General features: G+C 65.6%; 22 protein-coding genes. 7 read left to right on the top strand and 15 right to left on the bottom strand.

What is annotated here, in order from left to right; genetic code table 11:
* Positions 1-379: 379 nt before the first annotated feature.
* Positions 380-1,285 (top strand): LysR family transcriptional regulator, encoded by a 906-nt coding sequence (locus CAF78_RS27250; protein WP_085673123.1) that lies wholly within the window; start codon positions 380-382, stop codon positions 1,283-1,285.
* A gap of 108 nt (positions 1,286-1,393) precedes the next feature.
* Here CAF78_RS27250 and CAF78_RS27245 read toward each other — a convergent pair whose 3' ends face one another.
* From CAF78_RS27245 to CAF78_RS27180, 14 genes are all read right to left on the bottom strand, one after another.
* Entirely contained in the window at positions 1,394-2,089 is a 696-nt protein-coding gene (locus CAF78_RS27245; protein ID WP_085673121.1) for a response regulator, read from the bottom strand.
* Entirely contained in the window at positions 2,086-4,740 is a 2,655-nt protein-coding gene (locus tag CAF78_RS27240; protein ID WP_085673119.1) for a sensor histidine kinase KdpD, read from the bottom strand. The genes CAF78_RS27245 and CAF78_RS27240 overlap by 4 nt, the downstream gene beginning before the upstream one ends.
* A gap of 159 nt (positions 4,741-4,899) precedes the next feature.
* Entirely contained in the window at positions 4,900-5,445 is a 546-nt protein-coding gene (gene kdpC, locus CAF78_RS27235) for a potassium-transporting ATPase subunit KdpC (protein ID WP_085673117.1), read from the bottom strand.
* 10 nt (positions 5,446-5,455) lie between these two features.
* Positions 5,456-7,510 (bottom strand): potassium-transporting ATPase subunit KdpB, encoded by a 2,055-nt coding sequence (kdpB, locus tag CAF78_RS27230; RefSeq protein WP_085673115.1) that lies wholly within the window; start codon positions 7,508-7,510, stop codon positions 5,456-5,458.
* A 10-nt stretch (positions 7,511-7,520) separates the two neighbouring features.
* Positions 7,521-9,215 carry a potassium-transporting ATPase subunit KdpA gene (gene kdpA / locus CAF78_RS27225; RefSeq protein ID WP_085673113.1) on the bottom strand — a complete coding sequence of 565 codons (1,695 nt, stop codon included), beginning with the start codon at positions 9,213-9,215 and terminating at the stop codon, positions 7,521-7,523.
* 9 nt (positions 9,216-9,224) lie between these two features.
* Complete coding sequence (kdpF, locus tag CAF78_RS27220) at positions 9,225-9,314, bottom strand: K(+)-transporting ATPase subunit F (protein ID WP_033696222.1); 90 nt, start codon at positions 9,312-9,314, stop codon at positions 9,225-9,227.
* A gap of 176 nt (positions 9,315-9,490) precedes the next feature.
* Positions 9,491-10,537, bottom strand: a complete 1,047-nt coding sequence (locus CAF78_RS27215) for an AI-2E family transporter (protein ID WP_085673127.1) — start codon at positions 10,535-10,537, stop codon at positions 9,491-9,493.
* 12 nt (positions 10,538-10,549) lie between these two features.
* Entirely contained in the window at positions 10,550-11,344 is a 795-nt protein-coding gene (locus CAF78_RS27210) for a DUF4892 domain-containing protein (RefSeq protein WP_085673111.1), read from the bottom strand.
* 109 nt (positions 11,345-11,453) lie between these two features.
* Complete coding sequence (locus CAF78_RS27205; RefSeq protein ID WP_085673109.1) at positions 11,454-12,308, bottom strand: alpha/beta hydrolase; 855 nt, start codon at positions 12,306-12,308, stop codon at positions 11,454-11,456.
* Complete coding sequence (locus CAF78_RS27200; RefSeq protein ID WP_085673107.1) at positions 12,305-13,093, bottom strand: alpha/beta fold hydrolase; 789 nt, start codon at positions 13,091-13,093, stop codon at positions 12,305-12,307. The genes CAF78_RS27205 and CAF78_RS27200 overlap by 4 nt, the downstream gene beginning before the upstream one ends.
* A 93-nt stretch (positions 13,094-13,186) precedes the next feature.
* On the bottom strand, positions 13,187-13,561 hold the full coding sequence (locus tag CAF78_RS27195) for a hypothetical protein (protein WP_085673105.1): 375 nt from the start codon (positions 13,559-13,561) through the stop codon (positions 13,187-13,189).
* A gap of 110 nt (positions 13,562-13,671) precedes the next feature.
* Entirely contained in the window at positions 13,672-14,130 is a 459-nt protein-coding gene (gene sixA, locus CAF78_RS27190; RefSeq protein ID WP_085673103.1) for a phosphohistidine phosphatase SixA, read from the bottom strand.
* Positions 14,127-14,474, bottom strand: coding sequence for a DUF4389 domain-containing protein (locus CAF78_RS27185; protein WP_027919063.1), 348 nt, complete (start codon positions 14,472-14,474; stop codon positions 14,127-14,129). The genes sixA and CAF78_RS27185 overlap by 4 nt, the downstream gene beginning before the upstream one ends.
* 15 nt (positions 14,475-14,489) lie before the next feature.
* A complete protein-coding gene (locus CAF78_RS27180; RefSeq protein WP_085673101.1) occupies positions 14,490-15,515 on the bottom strand; it encodes an NAD(P)H-dependent glycerol-3-phosphate dehydrogenase in 1,026 nt (341 codons plus the stop codon).
* Positions 15,516-15,634: 119 nt separating this feature from the next.
* On the opposite strand from CAF78_RS27180, the gene CAF78_RS27175 reads away from it, so the two are divergent.
* The 5 genes from CAF78_RS27175 to fabB all read left to right on the top strand — a co-directional run bounded on the left by CAF78_RS27175 (position 15,635) and on the right by fabB (position 22,550).
* Entirely contained in the window at positions 15,635-17,782 is a 2,148-nt protein-coding gene (locus tag CAF78_RS27175; protein WP_177408579.1) for a TonB-dependent siderophore receptor, read from the top strand.
* Positions 17,782-18,672, top strand: coding sequence for an ABC transporter substrate-binding protein (locus CAF78_RS27170; protein WP_085673097.1), 891 nt, complete (start codon positions 17,782-17,784; stop codon positions 18,670-18,672). The genes CAF78_RS27175 and CAF78_RS27170 overlap by 1 nt, the downstream gene beginning before the upstream one ends.
* Entirely contained in the window at positions 18,669-20,600 is a 1,932-nt protein-coding gene (locus CAF78_RS27165) for a response regulator (protein ID WP_085673095.1), read from the top strand. Before CAF78_RS27170 ends, CAF78_RS27165 begins: the two co-directional genes overlap by 4 nt.
* Before the next feature lie 202 nt (positions 20,601-20,802).
* A complete protein-coding gene (fabA, locus tag CAF78_RS27160) occupies positions 20,803-21,318 on the top strand; it encodes a 3-hydroxyacyl-[acyl-carrier-protein] dehydratase FabA (protein WP_012315334.1) in 516 nt (171 codons plus the stop codon).
* Positions 21,319-21,329: 11 nt separating this feature from the next.
* A complete protein-coding gene (fabB, locus tag CAF78_RS27155; protein WP_085673092.1) occupies positions 21,330-22,550 on the top strand; it encodes a beta-ketoacyl-ACP synthase I in 1,221 nt (406 codons plus the stop codon).
* Between the two features lie 171 nt (positions 22,551-22,721).
* Here fabB and CAF78_RS27145 read toward each other — a convergent pair whose 3' ends face one another.
* On the bottom strand, positions 22,722-23,729 hold the full coding sequence (locus CAF78_RS27145; protein WP_085673088.1) for an amidohydrolase family protein: 1,008 nt from the start codon (positions 23,727-23,729) through the stop codon (positions 22,722-22,724).
* 115 nt (positions 23,730-23,844) lie between these two features.
* Here CAF78_RS27145 and CAF78_RS27140 point away from each other — a divergent pair, with 115 nt between their 5' ends.
* The gene (locus CAF78_RS27140; protein WP_085673086.1) at positions 23,845-24,708 is read left to right on the top strand and encodes a pirin family protein; all 864 of its coding nucleotides are present in this window, start codon (positions 23,845-23,847) and stop codon (positions 24,706-24,708) included.
* Positions 24,709-24,722: the final 14 nt, after the last annotated feature.

The raw sequence follows: 24,722 nt of genomic DNA, 5'->3' as shown, positions 1-24,722 counted from the left end.
CCAGTTTGAAGGTGTATCGGGAAGGCAGACTTAGCGCCTGCCCACCCTGATATGTGCGTTGGTCGGGTGGAAGCGAAAGACAGTTGGCTCCTACGTTTGTTTCGGGCCAATTATTCCTGGGAGATTTGCGCGCGGGCGCCTTGGCGCATGGCTTGATATTGCGTCGTACAAACAAGGCGGTCGCGCGCGCCTGTCGCAGGCGTTACTGGCCCGAAACAAACGTAGGAGCGAGCGCAGCTCGCGATGCGCCGCGCGGGCGGCGCTCGATCTCACAGGCGCTGAACATCTCCAGGCCAACCTCTAGCAGCCCAGATACATTCTCTCAATTCAATCCATTACTCTTTCTCACAACCTTCCCCGACAGCAGGTTTCAATCAACATGGCCTTCAGCAGTGACTCCCTGGCAATTTTCCTCGCCGTGCTGGAGGCGGGTTCGTTCTCTGCCGCCGCGCGCAAGCTGGGGCGGGTACCGTCGGCCGTGAGCATGGCCATTGCGCAACTGGAGGCCGAACTGGACCTGGCCCTGTTCGACCGGGCGACACGTAAAGCCCTGCCGACCAGCGCCGCCCTGGCCCTGGAGCCCCAGGCCCGGCAGGTGATCTGCCAGCTCAACCTGCTCGACGCCCAGGCCCTGCAACTGCACCAGGGGCTGGAAAAGCGCCTGACCATCGCCATGGCCCCGGAGCTGCAGACCGGCCGCTGGAGCCAGCCACTGGCAACCCTGGCGAAGGAATTCCCCAGCCTGGAGATCGAAGTGCGCTCGGCGACCCAGACCGAGGCGGTGCGCCTGCTGCATGAAGGCAGCGTGCAGCTGGCGCTGGTGTTCGAACGGCCGGGGATCGATGAGCGCGAGTCTTTTCTCGAAGCCGGCAGCCAGCTGCTGGTGGCCGTCGCCTCGCCACGCCACCCCGCAGGCAGCAACAGCGGTATGCCGCTGCCTGAGGAAGCGTTTGCCGAACAGCGGCAGATCATCGTGGCCTCTGGCAAGGCCACCGGTTCGGACCCGCGCATGGTGCTGTCGCGGCGCATATGGTTGACCGACAGCTACCTGGCGACGCTCGACCTGGTGCAATCCGGCCTGGGTTGGGCCTACCTGCCACAGCCGCTGGTGGAGCCGCTGATTGCCTCGGGGGCGCTGGCCGAGGTGCGCTTTGACAACATGGCCAGTCGGTTGCGGTTGTGGGTGGACATTATCTGGCTGAAACCACGACCGTTGGGCTTGGGCGCCAGGCGTTATCTGGAAGTGATGCGTCAGCTCTTCGACAAAGAACCACCCAGGGCCTGAAACAGCGCGGCCCATGTGGGAGCGGGCGTGCCCGCGAAGCAAGCACCGCGGAGTTTGGCACCGGCTTTGCCGGTGTTCGCGGGCATGCCCGCTCCCACAGGGATCACATCAGGGCTGAGGTGCCACCAGGCGATACCCCACCCCCGCCTCGGTAATGATGAACCGTGGCGCCGTCGGGTCATCGCCGAGCTTCTGCCGCAGATGCCCCACCACGATCCGCAGGTAGTGGGTGTCGTCGACATGGGTCGGCCCCCAGATATCCTTGAGCAGCTGCTGCTGGGTAATCACCCGCCCCGGGTGCCCGGCCAGTTGCGCCAGCAGTGCGTACTCCTTGCGCGTCAGTGCGATTTCCAAACCCTCCAGCGTCACCTTGCGAAAAGCGAAGTCCACCACCAGCGGCCCGAAGCTGGCCGTCACTTCGCTGCCGCCCGACTGCGGCACCTGGCGCAACAGTGCGCGCACCCGGGCAAGAAATTCCTGGATGCCGAAAGGCTTGGTCACATAGTCATTGGCACCACCATCCAGCGCGTCGACCTTCTGCACTTCGCTGGCCCGCACCGACAGCACCAGCACCGGCACTGTGCTCCACTCGCGCAATTCACGCAGCACCTGCTGGCCATCCATGTCGGGCAGGCCGAGGTCGAGCACCACCAGGTCGGGCTTGGCCAGGGCCGCCTGGGCCAGCCCTTCGCTGCCGGTGGCGGCCTCGATCACCTTGTAGCCCTGGGAGCTCAGGCTGATGCGCAGGAACTTGCGGATCTGCGGTTCATCGTCGATGACCAACAGGGTGGCGGACTGGCTCATGGGGTTTCGCTTTCGGCTTCAGGTTGTTGGGGCAGCGGCAAGCATAGAGTGATGCAGGTGCCGTGGCCATCGATGCCTTCGCCGACCAGGATCTGCCCGCCGTGGGCACCGATCATGCCCTGGCAGATCGCCAGGCCCAGGCCGGTGCCCTGGCCGCCGCGATCGCCACGGGCAGCGGTGTAGAACATGTCGAAGATCTTCTCGCGCTCGGCCACCGGGATCCCGGGCCCCTGGTCGCTGACGGCGAAGTGCAACTGCTCGTCATGCACCGTTACCTGCAGTTCCAGGCGGCCTTGCACGGGCGAGAAGCGTGCGGCGTTTTCCAGCACATTGATCAGCGCCTGCTCGATCAACGCGGCGTGCACGAACAGCAGCGGCAGTTCAGCGGGCACATCGGTGTGCACGCGCAGCGGCGCCAGTACCGCGCGCAGGCGGTTGAGGGCACTGCCGACGATATCGGCGGGGGCCACCCAGTCACGGGCAAGCTTGAGGCCGCCGTGGCCGAGGCGGGTCATGTCGAGCAGGTTCTGGATGTAGCGGTCCAGGCGTTCGGCTTCGTTGCGCGTGCCTTCGAGCAGCTCGCGGCGGTCCTCGACGGGGATTGCTTCGCCCAGTGCCAGCAGGCTGTCGATGCTGCCACGCATGGCCGTCAGCGGGGTGCGCAGGTCGTGGGACACCGAGGCGAGCAAGGCACTGCGCAACTGCTCGGTTTCGCCGTGCAGGCGGGCGGCTTCGAGTTGTTCGGCCAGCCGCGCGCGGGCCAGGGCCTGGGCCAGGGGTTGCCCCAGGGCCATCAGCAGGCGTCGGCGCTGCGCGCTCAACGGCTCGCCAGAGCGTGGGCGCACACCAAGCAGTGCCAGGGGCTGATCGTCCACTGCCAGTGGCCACCACCACCAACGGCCGTTGGGCAAGGTATCGCTGCCGTGGCCAGCGGCCTGGCCGTGCTGCCAGGCCCACTCGGCGGCGGCGCGCTCGTTGTCGCTCAAGGCCTGGGATTCGCCGCTGGCCAGCTGCAGCAGGCCTTCGCTGTTGCGCTCCAGCAGGCACACCTGCACGTCTTTCCAGCCATTGAGGTGGCGGCCGGCGGCATTGAACACCGCCTGGCGGTCGGTGGCCACGGTCAGCCGGCGCGACAGGTCGAGCAGCTGGTTGGTCTGCGCCTGGGTTTCCCGCAGGGCCTGCAGCTGGCTGCGCTGGCGGGCCGCAAGGTTGCCGGTGAGGGCCGCCATGAGCAGGAAGAACACCAGCGTCAGCACGTCTTCCTCGCGCTGGATGCTGAACGAGAAGTTTGGCGGAATGAACAGGAAATCGTAGGTCAGGAACGACAGCGCCGCGCAGGCCAGCGCCGGGCCCAGGCTGCTGCGCACGGCCACCAGCAGCACGGCGGCGAGGAACACCAGCGAGATGTTGGGCAGCGCCAGCACGCTCGACACGCCCCACGCCAGGCCGGCTGCCAACATCGTGGCCAGCAGCGCCAGCAGGTAATGGCGCCAGACCCACACCCTGCTGACCGCTGCACGCGCCGGGCGTGCCTGGCTGTCGCGGTCGAGCACGTTGATCTCCAGGCCATGGCTTTCGCGCAGCAGCCGGGTGGCGACACCGGCGCCGAACAGGCGTCGGCGCAGCCGGTCACGGGATTGCCCGACCAGTACCAGGCTGGCACGGCGCTCACTGGCGTGCTGGATCAAGGTCCGCGCCACCTCGCCGGCACGCAGCAACACCACCTCGCCCCCCAGGCGCTCGGCCAGTTGCTGGGCCGCCTGCAGGCGCTGGCGCGCGGCTTCGTCGCGCAGCCGGCCGTTGTCGACGTGCACCAGGCTCCACGGCAGGTGGCGGCGCTGGGCAACGCGGCTGGCATGGCGCACCAGGCGCTCGGCCTGGTCATCGCCATCCACGCCCACCAGCAGGCGCCCACGCAAGGCCGGCGCCGCTTCGCCGCGCAGGCGGTATCCGTGGGCCAGGTCGGCGTCGACCTGGGCGGCGGCGGTCTGCATGGCCAGCTCGCGCAGGGCGGTAAGGTTGGTTTGCGAGAAGTACGCGTCGATGGCGGCCCGCGCCTGCTCCGGCACGTAGACCTTGCCTTCGCGCAGGCGCTCGAGCAGTTCACGTGGCGGCAGGTCGATCAGCACCAGCTCGAAGGCTTCCTGCAGCACCCAGTCCGGCAGGGTTTCGCGCACCTGCACGCCGGTAATGCCACGGACCTTGTCGTTGAGGCTTTCCAGGTGCTGGACGTTGACCGTGGTGTACACGTCGATACCGGCGGCGAGCAGCTCCTGCACGTCCTGCCAGCGTTTGGCGTGGCGGCTGCCGGGGGCGTTGGTGTGGGCCAGTTCGTCGACCAGGGCCAGGGTCGGGGCAGCATTGAGCAGGCCGTCAAGGTCCATTTCCTCAAGGGTGACGCCACGGTATTCGCTGCGCAGCAGGGGCTGCTGGAGCAGGCCGCCGAGCAACGCTTCGGTTTCGCTACGGCCATGGGTTTCGACCACCCCGGCCAACACCTGCACACCTTGGCGTTGCTGGGCATGGGCTGCCTGGAGCATGGCGAAGGTCTTGCCCACGCCTGGGGCGGCGCCGAGGAAGACCTTGAGCCGGCCGCGACCGCTACGTGGGAGGTTGGCCAACAGCGCGTCTGCGCGGGTGGAGTCACTCATGTTTCATCCTTCAGCATTTGCGCTTTTGCGTATTCCCTGGGCCTGCTCTGCAGGCCTTCGCGGGCTTGCCCGCTCCCACAGGGATACCACTGGCATGAAAGCTGTGGCGATCCCTGTGGGAGCGGGCAAGCCCGCGAAGGGCCGCAGAGCGGCCCCCGGTCAAAGATGTTCCAGTGCCTGGTTCAAGGCCAGCACATTGACCACCGGTGGCCCGATCAATGGGTGGAGGGTGGCCTCTTCCAGCAAGGCTTGCAAGCGCTCCACCGGCACCTGCCGCGCTGCGGCTACTCGGGGAATCTGGTAAACCACCGCTGCCGGTGGCAAGTGCGGGTCCAGGCCGCTGCCAGAGGTGGTCAGCAAGGCCTGGGGCACCGGCCCCAACTGCGCCTGGTACAGCGCCGCGGCATCACCTTTGACCCGTTCGGCCAGCGCCGGGTTGCTCGGTGCCAGGTTGCTCGCGCTGCTGGCCACGGTGGCAAAAGCACCCGCCGAAGGCCGTGAATGGAACCAGCCATCGCCCTGGAAATCCTGGGCAATAAGGGCCGATCCGCGCACCTGGCCGTGCGCATCGCGCACCAGGCTGCCATTGGCCTGCTTGGGGAACGCCAGCTGGGCAACCCCGGTCACCACCAGCGGGTACAGCGCACCCGTGACCACGGTCATCAGCAGAATCAGGCTCAACGCCGGGCGTACGTAACGGTTCATGATGGCCTCCTCAGACCAGGTGCAAGGCATTGAGCAGCAGGTCGATCAGCTTGATCCCGGCAAACGGCACGACAATGCCCCCCAGCCCGTAGATCAGCAGGTTGCGCCGCAGCAGGTGCGCCGCGCTCGCCGCCTGCACGCGCACGCCGCGCAGCGCCAGCGGGATCAGCACGATGATGATCAGCGCGTTGAACACGATGGCCGACAGGATCGCGCTCTGCGGGCTGGCCAGCTGCATCAGGTTGAGCACGCTCAACTGTGGATAGATGGCGGCGAACAGCGCTGGCAGGATGGCGAAGTACTTGGCCACGTCGTTGGCGATGGAAAAGGTGGTCAGCGCCCCGCGGGTCACCAGCAGTTCCTTGCCCACCTGCACCACGTCCAGCAGCTTGGTCGGGTCGCTGTCCAGGTCGACCATGTTGGCCGCCTCACGCGCCGCCTGGGTACCATCGTTCATGGCCATGCCGACGTCCGCCTGGGCCAGCGCCGGGGCGTCGTTGGCGCCGTCGCCGCACATGGCCACCAGGCGGCCATCGTTCTGCTCCTGGCGGATACGTGCCAGTTTCTTCTCTGGCGTAGCTTCGGCGAGCACATCATCCACTCCGGCTTCGGCGGCAATGGCTGCCGCCGTCAGCGGGTTGTCACCGGTCACCATCACGGTGCGGATGCCCAGCTTGCGCAGCTCGGCGAAGCGCTCGCGGATACCCGGTTTGACCACATCCTTGAGGTGAATCACGCCGAGCAGGCGCTTGTCCAGGCACACCAGCAGCGGGGTGCCACCGCTCTGGGCGATGCGTTCCACTTCACGGGCCAACGCGGTGGGCAGGTCGAGGCGCTGCATGCCGACGAAGGCCAGCACCGCATCGACAGCGCCCTTGCGGTAGCGGTGCTGCTGGAAGTCGATACCCGACAGGCGCGTCTCGGCGCTGAAGGCGATGGCCTGGTACTGCCCGGGCGACGGCTCGATGAAGTCGTGCAGCTGGCGCAGGTACTCGACGATCGACTTGCCCTCGGCGGTGTCATCGGCCAGCGAGGCGAGCAACGCGCCCTCCCCCAGTTCCTTGGCGGTCACACCCTGGGCGGCGTGCAGGGCGCTGCAGCGGCGGTTGCCGAAAGTGATGGTGCCGGTCTTGTCGAGCATCAGGGTATGAACGTCGCCGGCCGCCTCCACAGCTCGCCCGGAGCGGGCGATCACGTTCAGGCGCACCAGGCGGTCCATGCCGGCGATGCCGATGGCCGAGAGCAGCCCACCGATGGTGGTGGGAATCAGCGTCACCAGCAGCGCGGCGAGGAAGATCAGCGGCAGGCTGCCGCCGGCAAAATGGGCGAACGGTTGCAGGGTCACCACCACGATCAGGAAGATCAGGGTCAGGCCGATCAGCAGGATGTCGAGGGCGATTTCGTTGGGGGTCTTCTGCCGCTTGGCGCCTTCGACCAGGGCGATCATGCGGTCCAGGGTCGATTCGCCGGGGTTGCTGGTGATGCGGATCAGCAGCCAGTCGGAGACCAGCCGGGTGTTGCCGGTGACGGCCGAGCGGTCACCGCCGGACTCGCGGATGACCGGTGCGGACTCGCCGGTGATGGCCGCTTCGTTGACCGCCGCGATGCCTTCGAGCACCTCGCCGTCACCGGGGATCATCTCGCCGGCCACCACCCGCACCACATCGTCCTTGCGCAGCGCCGTGGCAGCGACGCTTTCGAAACTGCCATCGCGTTTGCGGCGCTGCGCCGTCAAGCCCTGGCTACCGGCCTTGAGGCTGTCGGCTCGGGCCTTGCCACGGCCTTCGGCAAGGGCCTCGGCGAAGTTGGCGAACAGTACGGTGAACCACAGCCACAGGGCGATCTGCGCGGCAACGCCGGTGCTGACGCCATTGCCAGGCGCGAAACACAACGCGGTGGTGAGGATGGCCGTCAGGGCAACCACCAGCATCACCGGCGCCCGCTTGAGCTGGCGCGGGTCGAGCTTGACGAAGGCCTGCACCAGCGCCGGGCGCCACAGGGCGGCGAAGCGGGTCTGGTCCTTGGCGCTGTGCGAGGCTTTCACTTCAGGAATGGGCATGTTCATGGATGATTCCTCAGAAACCCAGGCTCAGTTGTTCGGCGATCGGCCCGAGGGCCAGGGTCGGCAGGAAGGTCAGGCCACCGACCAGCAGGATGGTCACCAGCAACAGGCAGGCGAACAGCGGGCCATGGGTGGGAAAACTGTTCATGCCCTGGGGCGCGCTCTTCTTCGCCGCCAGGCTGCCGGCCAGGGCCAGGATCGGCAGGATGTAGCCGAAGCGGCCGATCAGCATGGCCAGGCCGATCATCACGTTATGGAACACGGTGTTGGCGCCAAACCCGGCGAACGCCGAACCATTGTTGGCGGTGGCCGAGGTATAGGCGTAAAGCAGCTGACTGAAGCCATGGGCGCCCAGGTTGCTTACTGCACTGGCTGGCCCTGGCAGGCTGGCGGCGATGGCCGCGAGCACCAGCACGCCAACTGGCATCACCAGCAGGGTCGCCACCAGCAACTGCACTTCCCGCGCCTGAAGCTTCTTGCCGAGGTATTCCGGCGTGCGGCCAATCATCAGGCCGGCCAGGAACACAGCAATCAGCACGAACAGCAGCATGCCGTAGAGCCCGGCGCCGACGCCGCCGAAGATCACCTCGCCAACCATCATGTTGACCATCGCGACCATGCCGGTCAGCGGGTTGAGGCTGTCGTGCATGGCATTGACCGAGCCGTTGGAGGCTGCCGTGGTGGTTACTGTCCACAGCACCGAACCGGTGGTGCCGAAGCGGCTCTCCTTGCCTTCCATGGGCGCGCTCTGTTGCACCTGGGCGCTTTCCAGTGCCGGGTTCGGCTGGTGTTCCGACCACAGCGCAGTGGCACCGCCCAGCAGGAACAGGCCGAGCATGCAGGCGATGATTGCGCGACTCTGGCGCAGGTCCTTGACGTAGTGACCAAACGTGAACACCAGCGCCACCGGGATCAGGATGATCGAGGCCACCTCGAACAGGTTGCTCCAGGCCGTAGGGTTCTCGAACGGGTGCGCCGAGTTCACACCGAAGAAGCCGCCACCGTTGGTGCCCAGCTGCTTGATGGCGATCTGGCTGGCGGCCGGGCCCAGCGCAATGGTCTGGTCGGCGCCCTGCAGGGTCACGGCGTGGGCGTAGTCGGCGAAAGTCTGCGGCACGCCCTGCCAGACCAGCAGTAGCGCCAGCAGCAGGCACAGCGGCAGCAGGCCGTAGAGGGTGGCGCGGGTCATGTCGACCCAGAAGTTGCCCAGGCTGGTGCTGGAGCGGCGGGCGATGCCACGGCACAGGGCGACCAGCACGGCCAGGCCGGTGGCGGCGCTGACGAAGTTCTGCACGGTCAGGCCGAGCATCTGGCTCAGGTAGCTGACCGACGCCTCGCCGCTGTAGGCCTGCCAGTTGGTGTTGGTGACGAAGCTCACCGCCGTGTTGAACGCCAGCGACCACCCCTGGCCGGGCAGGTGCTGCGGGTTGAGTGGCAGGTAGCCCTGCAGCAGAAGCACGGCGAACAGCAACAGGAAGCCCGCCAGGTTGAAGGCCAGCAGGGCCAGGGTGTACTGCCGCCAGTTCTGTTCCTGGTCGGCGCGCACCCCGGCCAGGCGATAGCAGCCCCGCTCCACCGGCCCCAACACGGGCGTCAGCCAGGTGCGCTGCCCCTCCATGACCCTGTAGTAGAAACGCCCGAGCCAGGGTGCCGGCAACAGCACGATGGCGAAAAATGCCACTAGCAAAGCGTAATCGTAACTGTGCATGGCCGCTCCCTAGCTGCGATCGGCGCGCAGCAGCGCCACCAGCAGGTAAACCGCCAACGCCACTGCCAGCAGCAGTGACAGACCGTCGAGCATGTACATGAGTGGAACTCCCCTTTTTGCGGCTTGTACCGCTTTAAGGGAATTGTCCGAGCGAGGGGCGTAAAGGGGCGAGACCAGAGGGTGGGGGTGGGAATAAAGAATGCGTAAAGATGAGGTTTGTTGAATGCCTGCACTGGCCTCTTCGCGGGTAAACCGGCGAAGAGGCCGCTACAGGTTCATTGCTGGGCCGGCGCCGAATTGCGGCTCCAGTCCAGCAGCAGGCTGTAGCCGACCGCCAGCAAGGTCGGCCCGATGAACAGGCCGATGAAGCCAAAGGCGATCAAGCCGCCGAACACGCCGAGCAGCACGATCACCAGCGGCAGGTTGCCACCGCGACTGATCAGGTACGGCTTGAGCACGTTGTCCACGCCGCTGATGACGAAGGTGCCCCAGATGCCCAGGAACACCGCCATGCCGTAATCGCCCTTCCACACCAGCCAGCCGGTCGCCGGGATCCACGCCAGCGGTGGCCCCATCGGGATCAGGCTGAGCATGAAGGTCACCAGCCCCAGCACGATCGCCCCAGGCACCCCGGCGATCAGGAAGCCGATCAATGCCAGCAGGGCCTGCGCCGCTGCCGTGCCGATCACGCCGTTGACCACCCGTTGCACGGTGCCGGCCACCAGTTCCAGGTAGTAATCGGCCCGCTCGCCCACCAGCCGGTTCAGCAGCCGCAGCACGAATGCCGACAGCCGCGGCCCGTCACGGTAGAAGAAGAACACGAACACCAGGCTCAAGGTCAGCTCCAGCACACCGCTGCCGATCTGCGCACTGCGCGCCAGCAACCAGTTACCGACCTGCCCCAGGTAAGGTTTCACCGAGGCCAGCAGGGCTGCGCCTTGCTGGTCGAGGGATTGCCACCAGCTGACCAGGCGCTCGCCAACGAAGGGAATGCCGCCCAGCCAGTCAGGTGCATCGGGCAGGCCGTCGACCTGCACGTCCCGCACAAAGGCGGTGGCATCTCGTATGTGGTCGGCCAGGTTGAAGCCCAGCCACACCAGCGGCAAGGCCACGATCAGGATCCAGGCGGTGGTCAGCAAGCTCGCCGCCAGGGTTTCCCGCCCGCCGAGCACACGCGTCAGCAGGCGCATCAGCGGCCAGCTGGCGAACGCCAGGATAGCCCCCCACAGCAATGCGGATATGAACGGTGCCATGACCCACAGGGCGGCACCGAGCAGCGCCAGCAGCAGAATCTGGATCAGCAGGCGGTCATTGTTGGCCATGGTGGCGCTCACTCAACGAATCAGTTCCAGGTGCAGGCCTTCGGTAGGTGCAGTGCCGACTTCGAGCCGGCCGTCACGCACGCCTGCCTTGACCAGTTGCTGGCGCCAGGCCTCGGCCTGCACGCCACTCAGGCTCGCGCGCAAGGTGCTGTCGAGGTTCAGGCTGCGCGCCAGCAAGGTCACCCAGCTGTCCCGAGGTTCAGCCAGGTCAGGGTAGTCGAGCTTGCCGGTGTCGCGCATTTCGCGCAGCACCGTGGCGGCGGTGGGCAGAATCTCGCCCAGCGGGCTACTGGCGACGAATTCTTCCACATGCAGGTAGGCGCGGCGGTTGCCACGGGTGACGCTGTACAGCGCAACCAAAGTATCGGCCTCCTCGGCCGAGCGGCGCAGGAGGATGAACGCCTGCTGCTCGTCGCCGCCGTTCAACCGGGCATTGGCGAACACATCGTTGGCCCACAGGCTGCCTTCGCCGCAATCGCGGCCCTGGCACCAGAACAGCGGGTAACCGCCATCTTGCTGCAATGTTTCGCGAGCGCTGGTGAAGGCCTCGCGAGCACTGCGCTCGACCGGCAGCTCGTAGGTGACCGAGCTGACCTGGCCACGGCTTTCGATCTTGTCTTCGACGCGCAGGCGGCCGCTGATCTTGCGCAGCGGGCCCATGGGGTAGACGCGTTCCTGCTCCACGGCAGGGCGCTGGTCGACCACCTTGGCGTCCACCGGCACCGGCAGGCTGCCGGCCCACAGCAAGGGGCTGGCCAGCACCAGGCAGGCGGCGAAGGCAGTACGGATGGAAACGGGCGCGCTCATCGGCGAGCCATGCGGCGCGGCGCGCCGGGTTGAAGCTCCAGGATGTCTGGCAGTTGCATGGTTGTCTCCCTGTTCAACCCGCCAAGCCTCGACACTTGTCCGGTGCAAGTCAAGCAAAGCCAAAGAAGCGATTGAAACAGTCTGCGACAAGGGCCGCACCCTGTTCGTCGTTCAAGTGCAGGTGATGCCCGCCGGGCAACACCGCCTGTGCAAAGGGTAGCTGCTCCAGCAACTCGGTGTGGCGCGCCAGCATCCCGTCAGCGGCCACCACCAGGCTGGCCGGGCAACTCACCCGCCGTACGTAGGCCATGGCCTGGGCCTGGCTCAGGCGCACCGGCGATGGCAGAGTCAGGCGGCTGTCGCTGCGCCAGCTGTAACCGCCAGGCACCGGCATCAGGCCACGCTGGGCCAGCAGCTCGGCGGCTTCGCGGCTGACCGCGACCATGCCCTTCATGCGCGCCTGCACGCCCTCCTCCAGGCTCGCATAGACGGATTTGCGCTTGCCGTCCAGGCGCAACTGGGCCTGCAGGGCCATGCCCAGGCGTTCAGCGGCATCCTGCTCGGCGCCGGTCGGGGGAATGACACCGTCGATCAAGGCCAGATGGCTGACCCGGTCCGGCAAGGCACCTGCCAACTGCACCGAAATGATCGCGCCCAGCGAATGCCCGAGCAGGGCAAAACACTGCCAGCCCAGTTGTTCGGCAACCCGCAGCACATCGTGGGCGTAATCGGCCAGGGCATAGCCAGCGCCCACTGGACGGTGCTCGGAATAACCGTGCCCGGCCAGGTCGAGGGCAACGATGCGCAGCCCCTTCAACTGCGGTGCCAGGCGGGCGAAGCTGTTGGCGTTGTCCAGCCAGCCGTGCAAGGCGATCACCGGCAGGCCATCCTCCGGGCCAAACAGGTGCGCGGCCAGCTCGATATGGCCCAGGCTCAGGCGGACTTCCTCGACCTGGGTACTCATGCCAGGCTCCAGCGGTCGAACAGGCCCTTGATCAGGCTGGCGGTGTCGGTCGGCCGTTCCAGCGGGAACATGTGCCCGCCCGGCACGCTGTGGTACTCGCCCCGAGGAATGCCGCGCACCGCCAGTGCATGGTGGCGGCGGATGACCGTGCTGCGCTCGCCACGCACCATCGCCAGCGGCACCTGCAGCTGGCGCGCGGGCGCCGGGCTGGCGTGCGGGATGCTGCGGTAGATGCTGATCTCGGTGGCCGGGTCGAAGCGCAGGCGCAAGCCATCCTCGCCCACTTGCAGGCCATGCTCGAGGTAGGCTTCCAGGCAATCCGGGTCGAAGTGGCGGAACAGCGACTTGCTGGCAAAGTAGTCACGCGCGCTGTCACGGTCGGCGAAAGCTTCACGCCGCCCGAGGGTGCGGCCAGCCGGGGTGATGCGGTCGATGAAGCCAAAGCGCTTGGCAGTGCGCAGCAGCCATTGGTCCGCACGGGTCAGTACCGGTGAGTCGAGCATCACCACGCCGCGGTACAACTCGGGCCGGCGCAAGGCGGCATGCAGGTGCAGCACGCCACCCAGCGAATGGCCGACACCCCAGACCGGCGCCTCCTGCTGGGCCAGGTGGTGCAGCAGTTCATCGACCAGGTTCTGCCAGTTGTCGTCCACCGGAAAGCGCGGGTCGTGGGCATGCTGGGCCAGGTGACTGACCTGATAATCCGGCGCCAGTGCGGCGAACAGCTTGCCGTAGGTGGCCGAAGGAAAACCGTTGGCGTGGGCGAAGAAGATCTGCTGCGACATGGCGCCTGGTCCGGTCGGGGGATGATGGCCCATTGTCGGCATCGCGCCGGCACTCGGCAACGTCTGTAAATGTCATCGCCAAGGGCAATCAGGTCATGCCGACTCGTCGAAACTGGCCAGCGAACGGCGCAGGCAAGCCTGCATGAAGGCGATCTGGCTTTCCAGCGCCTCGCGGGCCAGGCGCTGGTCCTGGACATCGAGTTGCAGCCGGCGCAAGGCCAGGCAGCTGCTTTGCAGCAGGTGAGACATGCGCACGCAGGACTGCTGCAGCTCGTTCAGGTCCTGCTCGACCAGCAGGTTGTCCATAGGGTGCTGCTCGACCTTGTGACGGATTCTGCCCATCAGGTGATAGAGCTTGGCGTCGGCGGTCTCGCGCAACAGGGCGTACTGGGCGAAATCGAGCCGGCTGTTGCGCTGCACGGTGTCAATCGTGGGCTGCAGATCCAGAGAGCGCAAAAGCTCGTGCATCAACCCGCTCATTCAACGCTCCCTGCCTTTCCATTCACTGGTCATCCTGGCGCCAAGCATCCGTTGGATCCAAAATGAAGGCAACTGGCAAAAATGCCAGTTGCTCCCGCTCAGTCAGGCGAATTAAGCGCACGTAATGCCATCAGCCCCGCCAGCGGCCAGTCGCCTTCCAGCTCCGCCAGGCTGGCCGTGCTCATCGGCGCCGGCTGCTGCGCATGGCCATGCTCGAGCATGCCGACCAGCGACCCCACCAGTGGCTGGTGGCTGACCAGCAACACGTGCTCCAGGCCCAGGCGTTCGATTTCGCCAATCACTTGCCGCACATCGCTGTCGGGGGTCAGCCATGGCACGGTGCGCACGGGTTCGGCAAAGCCCAAGGTGTCGTGCACCAGGGCGGCCGTCTGTTGCGCACGCACATAAGGGCTGGCGATGATCGCCTGCAATGGCTGACCCAGCAGCCGGGCTGCGCTGTGCAACACCTGTTCACGGCCATGACCGGTCAGGCGCCGCTCGGCGTCGGTATTGGCGCGCGGTTCCGCTTCGCCGTGGCGCAGCACCCACAGCTTCACAGCTTGGGCTCCTCGTCGCGCACCGGGTGCGCTGCCGGGGCCACGGCGTGGGGCGCCTCGCCTTCCGGGGCACGCGCTGCCGGCCAGTCGGCGAACGGCCAGGGCTTCTGGTCGGTGTGGAAGGTACCGAAACGACCGATCTGCGCCAGGTACTGGCTGAGGCTGTCGCCAAAGTTCATCAGGCTGGCGCTTGGTGCGCCATAGACCAGGCGGTAGATCAGCTGCACCAGCACCAGGCCACCGAGCAACAGCTCGGCCAGTTGCCAGACCACCAGGAACACCAGCATCCACAGCACCCGCAGGATGATCGACTCGCGCTGGGCGCGCTCGGGGGTATCGTTCATGTGCTGCTCCTTTGCTTAATTGAAACCGCTGATGGAAATGAAATCGACGTCGGTCTTGGGCTCGGCGCGCATCAGGTGTTCGATCACCTGGTTCAGCGTGCGGCCTTCGAACAGGATCGCATGCAGGCCGGCCACCAGCGGCATGTAGACCTGCACTTCCTGGGCCTTGGCCTTGAGCACCTTGAGCGTGTTGACCCCTTCGGCCACTTCGCCCAGGCGGCTGACCGCCTGCTCCAGGCTCAGGCCCTGGCCCAGCGCGTGGCCGACCTGGTAGTTGCGGCTCTTGGGCGAGGAGCAGGTGACGATCAGGTCACCGACACCGGCCAGGCCGAGGAAGGTCATGGGGTTGGCACCCTGGCTGACGGCAAAGCGGGTCATCTCGGCCAGTGCGCGGGTGATCAGCATGCTCTTGGTGTTCTCGCCCATGCCCAGGGCTACGGCCATGCCGGCAATGATGGCGTAGACGTTCTTCAGCGCGCCGCCCAGTTCGACACCGAAGCGGTCGCTGCTGGCATAGACCCGGAAGGTGCGCCCATGCAGCACCGCCTGCACCCGCTGGCACAGTTGTTCGTCTTCACTGGCAACCACGGTGGCGGTCAGTGCGTGCTCGGCAATCTCGCGGGCCAGGTTGGGGCCGGACAGCACGCCGATGCGGGCCTCGGGTGCGATTTCTTCGAGGATCTGGCTCATCAGCTTGAAGCTCTGCGCCTCGATGCCCTTGGTCAGGCTGACCAGGTACTTGCCGCGCAGCAGCTCGGCATGCGGCGCCAGCACGCTGCGCAGGGCACTCGAGGGCAGCGCAACGAAGATCAGGTCGCTGGCTTGCAAGGTGGCCAGCAGGTCGTTGACCGGCTCGACACCGTCCAGCAGGCGGATACCCTTGAGGTAGCGCGGGTTCTCGCGGTTGACCCGCATCGCCTCGGCCTGCTCGGGGTCGCGCATCCATTGACGCACCGGCACGCCATTCTCGGCCAGCAGGTTCGCCACAGCGGTGCCGAAGCTGCCGCCTCCCAGAACTGCAACAGGTTGCTGTTCAGTCATATTCAATCCGTTAAAGCCAATAAGTTAAGTGGCGACCCGCTCATTATACGGCTCCCCTGCCAAGCGCCAAGGCTGGCGTCGTCGATGACGCACTGGCAAAACCCTCCCGGTCAGTTAACATGCCTGTTTCAATCCTGAGACAAGGCTGTCCTGTGTTCCCCGGCCCGCCCCCCTACCCTCGCCTGTTGCTGCTGACCGCCCTGCTCGGCGGCTCGGCCATGGCTGACGACTTGTTCATCGACAACACGGACCTGCCGCAGGTTCTGACCGCCACGCGCCTGAAACAATCCCCGGCGGCAGTGCCGGGCAGCATGACCGTGCTCGACAACGAACTGATCCGTGCCAGCGGCGCGCGCGACATCCCAGAACTGCTGCGCCTGGTCCCGGGGATGATGATCGGCTATGGCGCCGGCAACCAGCCGACCGTCAACTACCATGGCAGCAACGTCAACGAAGCGCGGCGCATGCAAGTGCTGATCGACGGCCGCTCGGTGTACCGTGCCGGCCTGGCCACGGTGGACTGGAGCGACATCCCGGTGGCCATCGAGGACATCGAGCGCATCGAGGTGTTCCGCGGCCCCAACACCGTCAGCTACGGCGCCAACGCGCTGATGGCGGTGGTCAACATCCTCACCCGCAACCCGGCCGACAGCCACGGCACACGGATGAAACTGACCCGCGGCCAGGACGGCATCAACGACTATTACCTCAGCCACGGCTTCGGCTGGGACGGTGGCGACCTGCGCCTGTCGGTGTCCGGCCAGCAGGACGATGGCTTCGACGAGAACCAGTTCGGCCAGGACTACCGCGACAGCCGCCGCCTGAACCGCTTCAACCTCAGTGTCAGCCACGTACTGGCGCCGGACCAGACCCTGGAATGGCAACTGGCGGCCAAGGAAGGCAGCAACCAGCGGCCGTATACCTACCAGCCGGTGTTCCCCTACGTCACCCAGACCGGCGACAACGCCGACGTCAACGCCAAGGACTATGCCGGCTCGGTACGCTGGAACATCGACTTCAACCCCGAGCACAGCCTGTATGTGCAGGGTTCGGCCCAGCATTTCGACCGCCAGCAGGTCTGGCGCGCCTGCGACGCGGCACTGTCGTTCAGCCCCGAGCTGACCCGCTTGTGGCAGATGAACCCCGACTTCGCCGAAAAGGTCGCCCGCGGCGCGAACAACCCGCCGAGCAGCAGCAACCCTGAGGAACAGGCGCTGGTCGATGCGATCAAGGACCAGTGGAACAACCAGGGCGGCAAGAACGTGGTCTGCGGCGATGTCGACCAGAGCACCCGCGAAACCCGCTATGACCTGGAAGTCCAGGACACCCTGAGCCTGACTGACAGCCTGCGCCTGCTCAGCGGCATGAACTACCGCTATGATCGCGCCGATTCGCAGACGTACTTCAATGGCAGCATCGACGACCAGACCTGGCGCCTGTTCGGCCAGCTGGAGTGGCGCGCCGACGAGCACTGGATTCTTCAGGGCGGTGCGATGCTCGAGGATTCGCGCCTGTCCGGCAGCTCCCTGACCCCGCGCATGGCGGTCAACTACCTGATCACCCCGCGCCACGGCCTGCGCGCGGTGTATTCCGAGGCGGTGCGCTCGCCGGACATGTTCGAGAACAACGTCAACTGGAGCTACACGGTCAAGAACCTGAACCCCTCGGCTTTCGGCCAGCGCAATGCCGAATACTTCGTCAAGACCCGCGGCCCGGGCGACCTCGAGCAGGAGCGCATGCGCTCGCGCGAACTGGGCTACAACGGCTACTTCAGCGACATCGACCTGAACATGGATGTGAAGCTGTTCTACGACGAGATCACCGGAATGATCAGCGAGCCCCTGAAGAACAACCAGTACATCGCCAGCAACGCCAACAAGGCCCGTTTCACCGGCAGCGAGGCACAGTTCGACTGGCGCCTGGCGCCGCGTGATCGCCTGCGCCTGACCTATGCCTATGTCGATGCCTGGGCCAGCAACCCCGCCGACAGCGCCAACACCGCCCGCAACAGTGGTTCGGCCGGGTGGATGCGCGAGTGGGGCGATGGCTGGTCCAGCGCGCTGTTCTACTACGGCGACGATGCGCTCAACCAGTACCGTTACGAGCGCCTCGACCTGCGCGTGGCCAAGCGTTTTCGCATCCAGAGCAGCAACCTGGAGCTGGCTGCGCTGTGGCAGCAACGCCTGGACGACGAGCCGACCACGTTGATTCAGAACCGTTATGACAGCCGCCACCGCCTCAGCGTAAGCGCGGAGCTGGAGTTCTGATGGCCCGGCTGCTACGCCTGCTGCTGTTCTGCCTGTGGCCACTGGGGTCGCTGTCCGCCAGCGAAATCCTGCTGGTTGGCGGCGAAGACCAGCCCGGCGTGCGCAGCTTCGTCGAAGCCCTGCAAGGCCGCCGCAGCCATGACCAGGTGCACTTTCGCAGCGTCGCCGAGCTGGCCCGCCCCAGCCAGCTCAAGGCTGACGTGCGCCTGGTGCTGCTCGACAACGCCGCGCTGGAGTGGCGCCTGGGCGAAAACAGCGGGCCACCTGCCCTGGCCATGCGCATCAGCCGGGTACAGGCTGAACAACGCCTGGGAAAGTCGCGACCCGCGTACCTGACGCTGTTGTGGAGCGACCCGCCCATGGCCCGGCAGCTGCGCCTGGCCCGCTACCTGTTGCCGCAGGCCCAGCGTATCGGCGTGCTGTACGGTGAGCACAGCCATTTCATGCTCGACGAACTGCGCCAGGCAGCACGCGCGCTGGGCCTTGAAATCGTCGCCCAGGACTGGCCGGACCAACGCGACAGCCGCCCCTTGCAGCACCTGCTGGCCAGCAGCGACGTGCTGCTCGGCATCGACGACCCCGAGCTGTACAACTCGAAGACGGCGAAGAACCTGCTGCTCAGCAGCTATGGCCGGCAGATGGCACTGATCGGCCCGAACGCCGGCTTCGTCCGCGCCGGCGCCCTGGCCAGCACCTACAGCGACCAGGATGACTGGCTGGCCGTGCTCGACCAGCTGCTCGACCAATCCCCGGCGCGCTGGCCGCGCAGCCTGTACCCGATGCACTACGGCGTCAGCGGCAACCAGCAGGTGGCGCGCGCCCTGGGCCTTGAACCGATCGATCCGAACGCCACCGCCAAGGCCCTGGCCGAAGGAGAACCCACCCCATGAGCAAACGCCTGAGCTGGGACATCCATACCCGCACCCAGATCATCAGCCTGGGCCCGGCACTGTTGCTGACCTTGCTGTTGATCAGCTTCTTCACCTTCGTGCGGATCCAGGATTTGCGCCAGGAGCTGAACCACACAGGGCAGCTGATTGCCAACCAGCTGGCGCCCGCCTCCGAGTACGGCGTCATATCCGGTAACAATGAAGTGCTCGAAGGCCTGATGCGCGCCACCCTGAGCATCCCGCATGTGCGCTTCCTCGAGGTGCAGGACAGCCGCAACCACATCCTGGTGTACGTCGAGCAGCAGGACGAGAGCAACAACCGGGCGCAGCAGGTGGAAGTGTTCCAGGCGCCGATCCGCCTGCAGCAGATCCGCCTGGACAGCGACTTCCTGCAACAGGGCAAGGCGCCGGCACCGGCCATCGGCGACGACTACCTGGGCCGGGTGATCGTCGGCATGTCCGACGACGCCTTCAGCCAGCGCCAGCAGGAGATCGTGTTCAAGGCTGGCATCCTTGCGCTCTTCGCCCTGCTGTTCACGTTCCTCCTGGCGCGCCGCCTGGCCATGAGCCTGGCCAAGCCGATCAGCGACATGGGCCACGCGGTCAAGGCCATCCAGCAGGGTGAATTCAACGCCCCGCTGCCGGTGGTCGACGACAGCGAGCTCGGCCACCTGGCGCGCCATATCAACAACCTGGCCAACGCCCTGGACCAGGCCAGCGCCGAACAAAAGCAGGCCATCGCCCAGTTGATCCAGGCACGCGAGGAAGCCGAACAGGCCAACGGCGCGAAGTCGGAGTTCCTGGCGATGATGAGCCACGAACTGCGCACCCCCATGAACGGTGTGCTGGGCATGCTGCAGTTGCTGGAAACCACCCAGCTGACCAGCGAACAGGCCGATTACACGGCGGTGGCCAGCGAGTCCACCGGGCACTTGCTGAAAGTCATCAATGACATCCTCGACTTCTCGCGGATCGAACGCACCACGCTGGAGCTGGAGCACATCGACTTCAACCTGGTTGAGCTGATCGCCAGCAGCGTGCAGTCATTCCAGCACAGCGCCCAACAGCGCGGCCTGGAGCTGCACCTGCAATTGCCGGCAGAGGGCGCACAACCCCAGGTGGTGGGCGACCCGACACGCATCCGCCAGATCTTGCTCAACCTGATCGGCAACGCCCTGAAGTTCACCGAGCGTGGCCAAGTTCAGGTCGAGGCGCGCTGGCAGCTGCTTGACCGCCAGTTGCTGTGGTTCACCTGCAGCGTGCGCGACACCGGCATCGGCATCGACAGCGAACGCCTGGAAATGATGTTCGTCGCCTTCCAGCAAGCCGACAGCTCGATTTCGCGGCGCTATGGCGGCACGGGCCTGGGCCTGTCGATCGCCCGCACCCTGGCCGAGCGCATGGGCGGCAAGCTGCGCGGCGAAAGCCGCGAAGGGCTGGGCTCGACCTTTACCCTGGAAATGCCGCTGCCCCTGGCCAGCACCGTACCGGCAACGCCGGCCGGCGCTTCGGCGGGCAGTGCGCCCCTGGAGGTGGGCAAACGCATCCTGCTGGTGGAGGACAATCCGGTCAATCAAAGCGTCATCGAAGCCATGTTACGCAGCCTGGGGATGGAGGTCAGCGTGGCCCACGATGGGTTACAGGCGGTGGAACAGGTCAGCCAGCATCAGTTTGCTGCGGTATTGATGGATTGCCGTCTGCCCCAGGTGGATGGCTACGAAGCCACCCGGCGTATCCGCCAGCTGCCGGCCTGCGGCCAATTGCCGATCATCGCCTTGACCGCCAATGCCTTGCAGGGTGACCGGGAGCGCTGCATGGCCGCAGGCATGAACGATTACCTGAGCAAACCGTTCCGCCGCACCGAGTTGCAGCGGGTATTGCAGCGCTGGTTGCCAGGACGGACAGCGGCGACTGGCGATAAATGCTAAAGTGCGGCAGTCTTAAGTACTGGACAGGACCTTGTTCGGACCTGAAAATAGACGTTTCAGTGCACACCTGTACTTCTTTCGCCAGGTGCGCTGTGACTTTCACCACAACGCAATAGTCTACCTGTAGGCTGCCGTCCCAGAAGCAAGAAGGGCCGGCCGGGAAGATTCATCCCCTGCCACAGGGGGTTATTGAGGAGCTCGCATGACCAAACAACACGCCTTTACTCGGGAAGACCTGCTGCGCTGCAGTCGCGGTGAGCTGTTCGGCCCAGGTAATGCGCAACTGCCCGCGCCGAACATGCTGATGGTCGATCGCATCACCCATATCAGCGAAGAAGGCGGCAAGTACGGCAAAGGTGAATTGGTCGCCGAGCTGGATATCACCCCGGACCTGTGGTTCTTCGCCTGCCATTTCGAAGGCGACCCGGTGATGCCGGGCTGCCTGGGCCTCGACGCCATGTGGCAGCTGGTCGGTTTCTTCCTCGGCTGGCAAGGCCTGCCGGGCCGTGGCCGTGCGCTGGGTTCGGGCGAAGTGAAGTTCTTCGGCCAGGTACTGCCGACCGCCAAGAAAGTCACCTACAACATTCACATCAAGCGCGTCCTGAAGGGTAAGCTGAACATGGCCATCGCCGATGGCTCGGTCAGCGTCGACGGTCGCGAGATCTACACCGCCGAAGCCCTGCGGGTCGGCGTGTTCACCTCCACTGACAATTTCTAAGGGTTATTCGCATGCGCCGCGTCGTTATCACTGGTCTGGGCATCGTATCGTGCCTGGGCAATGACAAAGCTACCGTCACCGAAAACCTGCGCAACAGCCGTCCGGGTATCCGTTACAACCCGGAATACAAGGAAATGGGGCTGCGTAGCCAGGTTTCCGGGTCCATCGACCTCAACCTCGAAGAACTGATCGACCGCAAGGTCTACCGCTTCGTCGGCCACGCCGCTGCCTACGCCTACCTGGCGATGCAGGACGCGATCAAGGATTCCGGCCTGACCGAAGAGCAGGTGTCCAACCCGCGTACCGGCCTGGTTGCCGGCTCCGGCGGCGCCTCGACCCTGAACCAGATGGAAGCGCTGGATACCCTGCGCGAAAAAGGCGTCAAGCGCGTCGGCCCGTACCGCGTCACCCGCACCATGGGCAGCACCGTTTCGGCCTGCCTGGCCACCCCGTTCAAGATCAAGGGCATCAACTACTCGATCTCGTCGGCCTGCGCCACTTCCGCACACTGCATCGGCACCGCCCTGGAGCAGATCCAGTGGGGCAAGCAGGACATCGTCTTCGCCGGCGGTGGTGAAGAAGAGCACTGGAGCCAGTCGTTCCTGTTCGATGCCATGGGCGCCCTGTCGACCAAGCGCAACGAAACCCCGGAACTGGCTTCGCGCGCCTACGACGCCGACCGTGATGGCTTCGTCATCGCTGGCGGCGGCGGCATGGTCGTGGTCGAGGAGCTGGAACACGCCCTGGCCCGCGGCGCCAAGATCTACGCCGAAATCGTCGGCTACGGTGCCACCTCCGACGGCTACGACATGGTCGCGCCGAGCGGCGAAGGTGCCATCCGCTGCATGCAGCAGGCGCTGTCCACCGTCGACACCCCGATCGACTACCTGAACACCCACGGCACCTCGACCCCGGTCGGTGACGTTGCCGAGATGAAGGGCGTTCGCGAAGTGTTTGGCGACAAGGCACCGAAGATCAGCTCGACCAAGAGCCTGTCGGGCCACTCGCTGGGCGCCGCTGGCGTGCACGAGGCGATCTACTGCCTGCTGATGATGGAAAACAACTTCATCGCCGGCTCCGCCAACATCGACGAGCTGGACCCGGAAGTCGCCGACCTGCCGGTACTGCGCAAAACCGAAGAAAACGCCAAGATCGACACGGTCATGAGCAACAGCTTCGGCTTTGGCGGCACCAACGCCACCCTGGTGCTCAAGCGCTGGGCTGGCAAGTAAGACGCTACTGCGGCAAGTGAAACGCCCCGACCGGTTCGGGGCGTTTTCATTTGCGTTGCCTGCACTGGCCTCTTCGCGGGCAAGCCCGCTCCCACAGGGACCGCACAAGCCTTGAGCGCTGCGCAATCCCTGTGGGAGCGGGCTTGCCCGCGAAGAGGCCAGTACAGGCGACTACTTCCTCCCTTTGGGCAACACCGCCAGGAAGTTATCCCGAGCCACCTTGTTGGCCACCTCTTCGGGCAAGGCATCCAGAAACGGCCTGAAGCCGTGCATCTGCTCCCCAAGGCTGCCAAACCGCCCCACCACATCCGACCCCAGCATGAACCGCTCCGGATAGCGCTCGACCAGCGCCAGCCACTCCTTGCGCGGCACGCCCTGCTCGTCCAGCAGATAGGGCTCCAGCACACTCCACGACAAATCCACATACAAATTCGGATAATCCGCCAGCAAGCGCGTCAACACCGGCAACAGAAAGTCCATCCGCGTCTGGTGCCGATGGATCTCCGCACTGCTTCCGGCATGCGCCCAGATGAACCGGGTATGCGGATGATTGCGCAGCGGCTCCTCGATCTCGGCCAGGTACAGCGGGTTGCGCTCACGCTTGGAGGTGATGTTCGAGTGCAGCAGCACCGGCATGTCGCGTTCCGCCGCCAGGTGATAGACACGGGTCATGGCCTCGTTGTTGGCCCGCGGGGTATCGCCACTGGTCAGCGCAGTCAGGTCGTCATGCCGGGTGAACACTTCGCCGATTCCCTGCCAAAGCCCGGGGTTGAGTTCGAGCATGCGCTCGATATGACTGACGGCATTCTTGTCCACCGGGTTGAAGCCCGTCAGAAACGGGTGAAAACGCTTTCGCTGCTCGGCCGGCAGTTTTTCCAGCGCAGCAGCCACATAGGTATCGGTGGCGCTGTACCAATAGGCATCGGCGTCGTCGCCGGCGTAATAGCGCGGGCGCTTGGGCTCGTCTTCGTGCCATTTCTTGGCCACCGGGATGCCGGAAATCATCGAATGCTCGATACCTGCCTGATCCATGGCCTTGATCAGCGCCGGCATGCCCTCGGTCTCCTGGAAGAAATCCACGTAGTGCAAATGGGCATCGCTGTAGCGGTAGTCACGGGCCTGTGCCATCTGGCATAGCCAGCCAGACAACAGCATGCAGGCCAGCGCTCTGGCAATCATGGGCTACGTCCTTTTCCTGGCATGAACAGGGTAGACCCGGCAGCCAGCGCAACGGTTCAGCATTGCCCGGCAAACCGTTATGCTTGGGGTATTTCCTACCCGCCTGGAGCCCGCCATGAGCAGCCCCCTGATCATCCGTCCTCGTGCCGAATCGGTCGAGGGCCAGCCGATCCTGCGCCCGCTGCCCTCGGCCCAGTGCCGCAGCGTCGGCCCGTTCGTGTTCTTCGACCACATGCTCGAGACCGACTATGCGCCAGGCCATGGCATGGATATCCGCCAGCACCCGCATATTGGCCTGTCCACACTGACGTACCTGTTCGAAGGCGCGATCCTGCACAAGGACAGCCTTGGCTCGGAGCAGCGGGTACTGCCCGGTGATGTGAGCTGGATGACCGCTGGCAAGGGAGTGGCGCACGTAGAGCGTACGCCTGCGGACGCCCTGGCCCATGGCTCACGCCTGCATGGGCTACAGGTATGGCTGGCATCGCCACAGGCCTTGGAACAGGGCGAGCCGAGCTACAGCCACCACCCGGCGGCGAGCCTGCCGGTCAGTGACAATCTGGGCGTGCGTATCTGCATGATTGCCGGCAGCGGGTTCTGCCTGGAGTCACCGGTGCCGGTGCTCTCCCCTACCCTTTACGCACATGTGCTGATGCAGCCGGCCACTACCCTGGTGGTACCCGACGAACATGCGCAGCGGGCGCTGTATCTGCTCGATGGCGAGCTGTTCATGGATGGCGAACAGGTTGCGGCCTGCAGCCTGGTCGTGTTGCCGGAAGGGGAAGAGGTCACCCTGTGCGCCGAGGGAGAATGCCAGTTGGTGCTGATTGGCGGCGAGCCGCTGGATGGGCCGAGGCGGATGAACTGGAACTTTGTGGCCAGTGATGTGGAGTTGATCGAGCGGGCCAGGGCCAAGTGGGCTGCGGGGGATTGGCCGGTGGTGCCTGGGGAAACTTCGAGAATCGAGTTGCCTCGCTGAATGGGGCCGCTTTG

Source organism: Pseudomonas sp. R28(2017), from assembly GCF_002112505.1.
In the GTDB taxonomy this organism is placed as follows: Bacteria; Pseudomonadota; Gammaproteobacteria; order Pseudomonadales; family Pseudomonadaceae; genus Aquipseudomonas.
The sequence above is the reverse complement of the archived record's forward strand: the minus strand, read 5'-3'. Positions and strand labels throughout refer to the sequence as shown.

Bases quoted from the DNA above. Each gene is read 5' to 3' on its own strand.
- CAF78_RS27250 (WP_085673123.1), top strand. From the start codon at position 380: ATGGCCTTCAGCAGTGACTCCCTGGCAATTTTCCTCGCCGTGCTGGAG.
- CAF78_RS27245 (WP_085673121.1), bottom strand. From the start codon at position 2,089: ATGAGCCAGTCCGCCACCCTGTTGGTCATCGACGATGAACCGCAGATC.
- CAF78_RS27240 (WP_085673119.1), bottom strand. From the start codon at position 4,740: ATGAGTGACTCCACCCGCGCAGACGCGCTGTTGGCCAACCTCCCACGT.
- kdpC (WP_085673117.1), bottom strand. From the start codon at position 5,445: ATGAACCGTTACGTACGCCCGGCGTTGAGCCTGATTCTGCTGATGACC.
- kdpB (WP_085673115.1), bottom strand. From the start codon at position 7,510: ATGAACATGCCCATTCCTGAAGTGAAAGCCTCGCACAGCGCCAAGGAC.
- kdpA (WP_085673113.1), bottom strand. From the start codon at position 9,215: ATGCACAGTTACGATTACGCTTTGCTAGTGGCATTTTTCGCCATCGTG.
- kdpF (WP_033696222.1), bottom strand. From the start codon at position 9,314: ATGTACATGCTCGACGGTCTGTCACTGCTGCTGGCAGTGGCGTTGGCG.
- CAF78_RS27215 (WP_085673127.1), bottom strand. From the start codon at position 10,537: ATGGCCAACAATGACCGCCTGCTGATCCAGATTCTGCTGCTGGCGCTG.
- CAF78_RS27210 (WP_085673111.1), bottom strand. From the start codon at position 11,344: ATGAGCGCGCCCGTTTCCATCCGTACTGCCTTCGCCGCCTGCCTGGTG.
- CAF78_RS27205 (WP_085673109.1), bottom strand. From the start codon at position 12,308: ATGAGTACCCAGGTCGAGGAAGTCCGCCTGAGCCTGGGCCATATCGAG.
- CAF78_RS27200 (WP_085673107.1), bottom strand. From the start codon at position 13,093: ATGTCGCAGCAGATCTTCTTCGCCCACGCCAACGGTTTTCCTTCGGCC.
- CAF78_RS27195 (WP_085673105.1), bottom strand. From the start codon at position 13,561: ATGCACGAGCTTTTGCGCTCTCTGGATCTGCAGCCCACGATTGACACC.
- CAF78_RS27185 (WP_027919063.1), bottom strand. From the start codon at position 14,474: ATGAACGATACCCCCGAGCGCGCCCAGCGCGAGTCGATCATCCTGCGG.
- CAF78_RS27180 (WP_085673101.1), bottom strand. From the start codon at position 15,515: ATGACTGAACAGCAACCTGTTGCAGTTCTGGGAGGCGGCAGCTTCGGC.
- CAF78_RS27175 (WP_177408579.1), top strand. From the start codon at position 15,635: ATGCCTGTTTCAATCCTGAGACAAGGCTGTCCTGTGTTCCCCGGCCCG.
- CAF78_RS27170 (WP_085673097.1), top strand. From the start codon at position 17,782: ATGGCCCGGCTGCTACGCCTGCTGCTGTTCTGCCTGTGGCCACTGGGG.
- CAF78_RS27165 (WP_085673095.1), top strand. From the start codon at position 18,669: ATGAGCAAACGCCTGAGCTGGGACATCCATACCCGCACCCAGATCATC.
- fabA (WP_012315334.1), top strand. From the start codon at position 20,803: ATGACCAAACAACACGCCTTTACTCGGGAAGACCTGCTGCGCTGCAGT.
- fabB (WP_085673092.1), top strand. From the start codon at position 21,330: ATGCGCCGCGTCGTTATCACTGGTCTGGGCATCGTATCGTGCCTGGGC.
- CAF78_RS27145 (WP_085673088.1), bottom strand. From the start codon at position 23,729: ATGATTGCCAGAGCGCTGGCCTGCATGCTGTTGTCTGGCTGGCTATGC.
- CAF78_RS27140 (WP_085673086.1), top strand. From the start codon at position 23,845: ATGAGCAGCCCCCTGATCATCCGTCCTCGTGCCGAATCGGTCGAGGGC.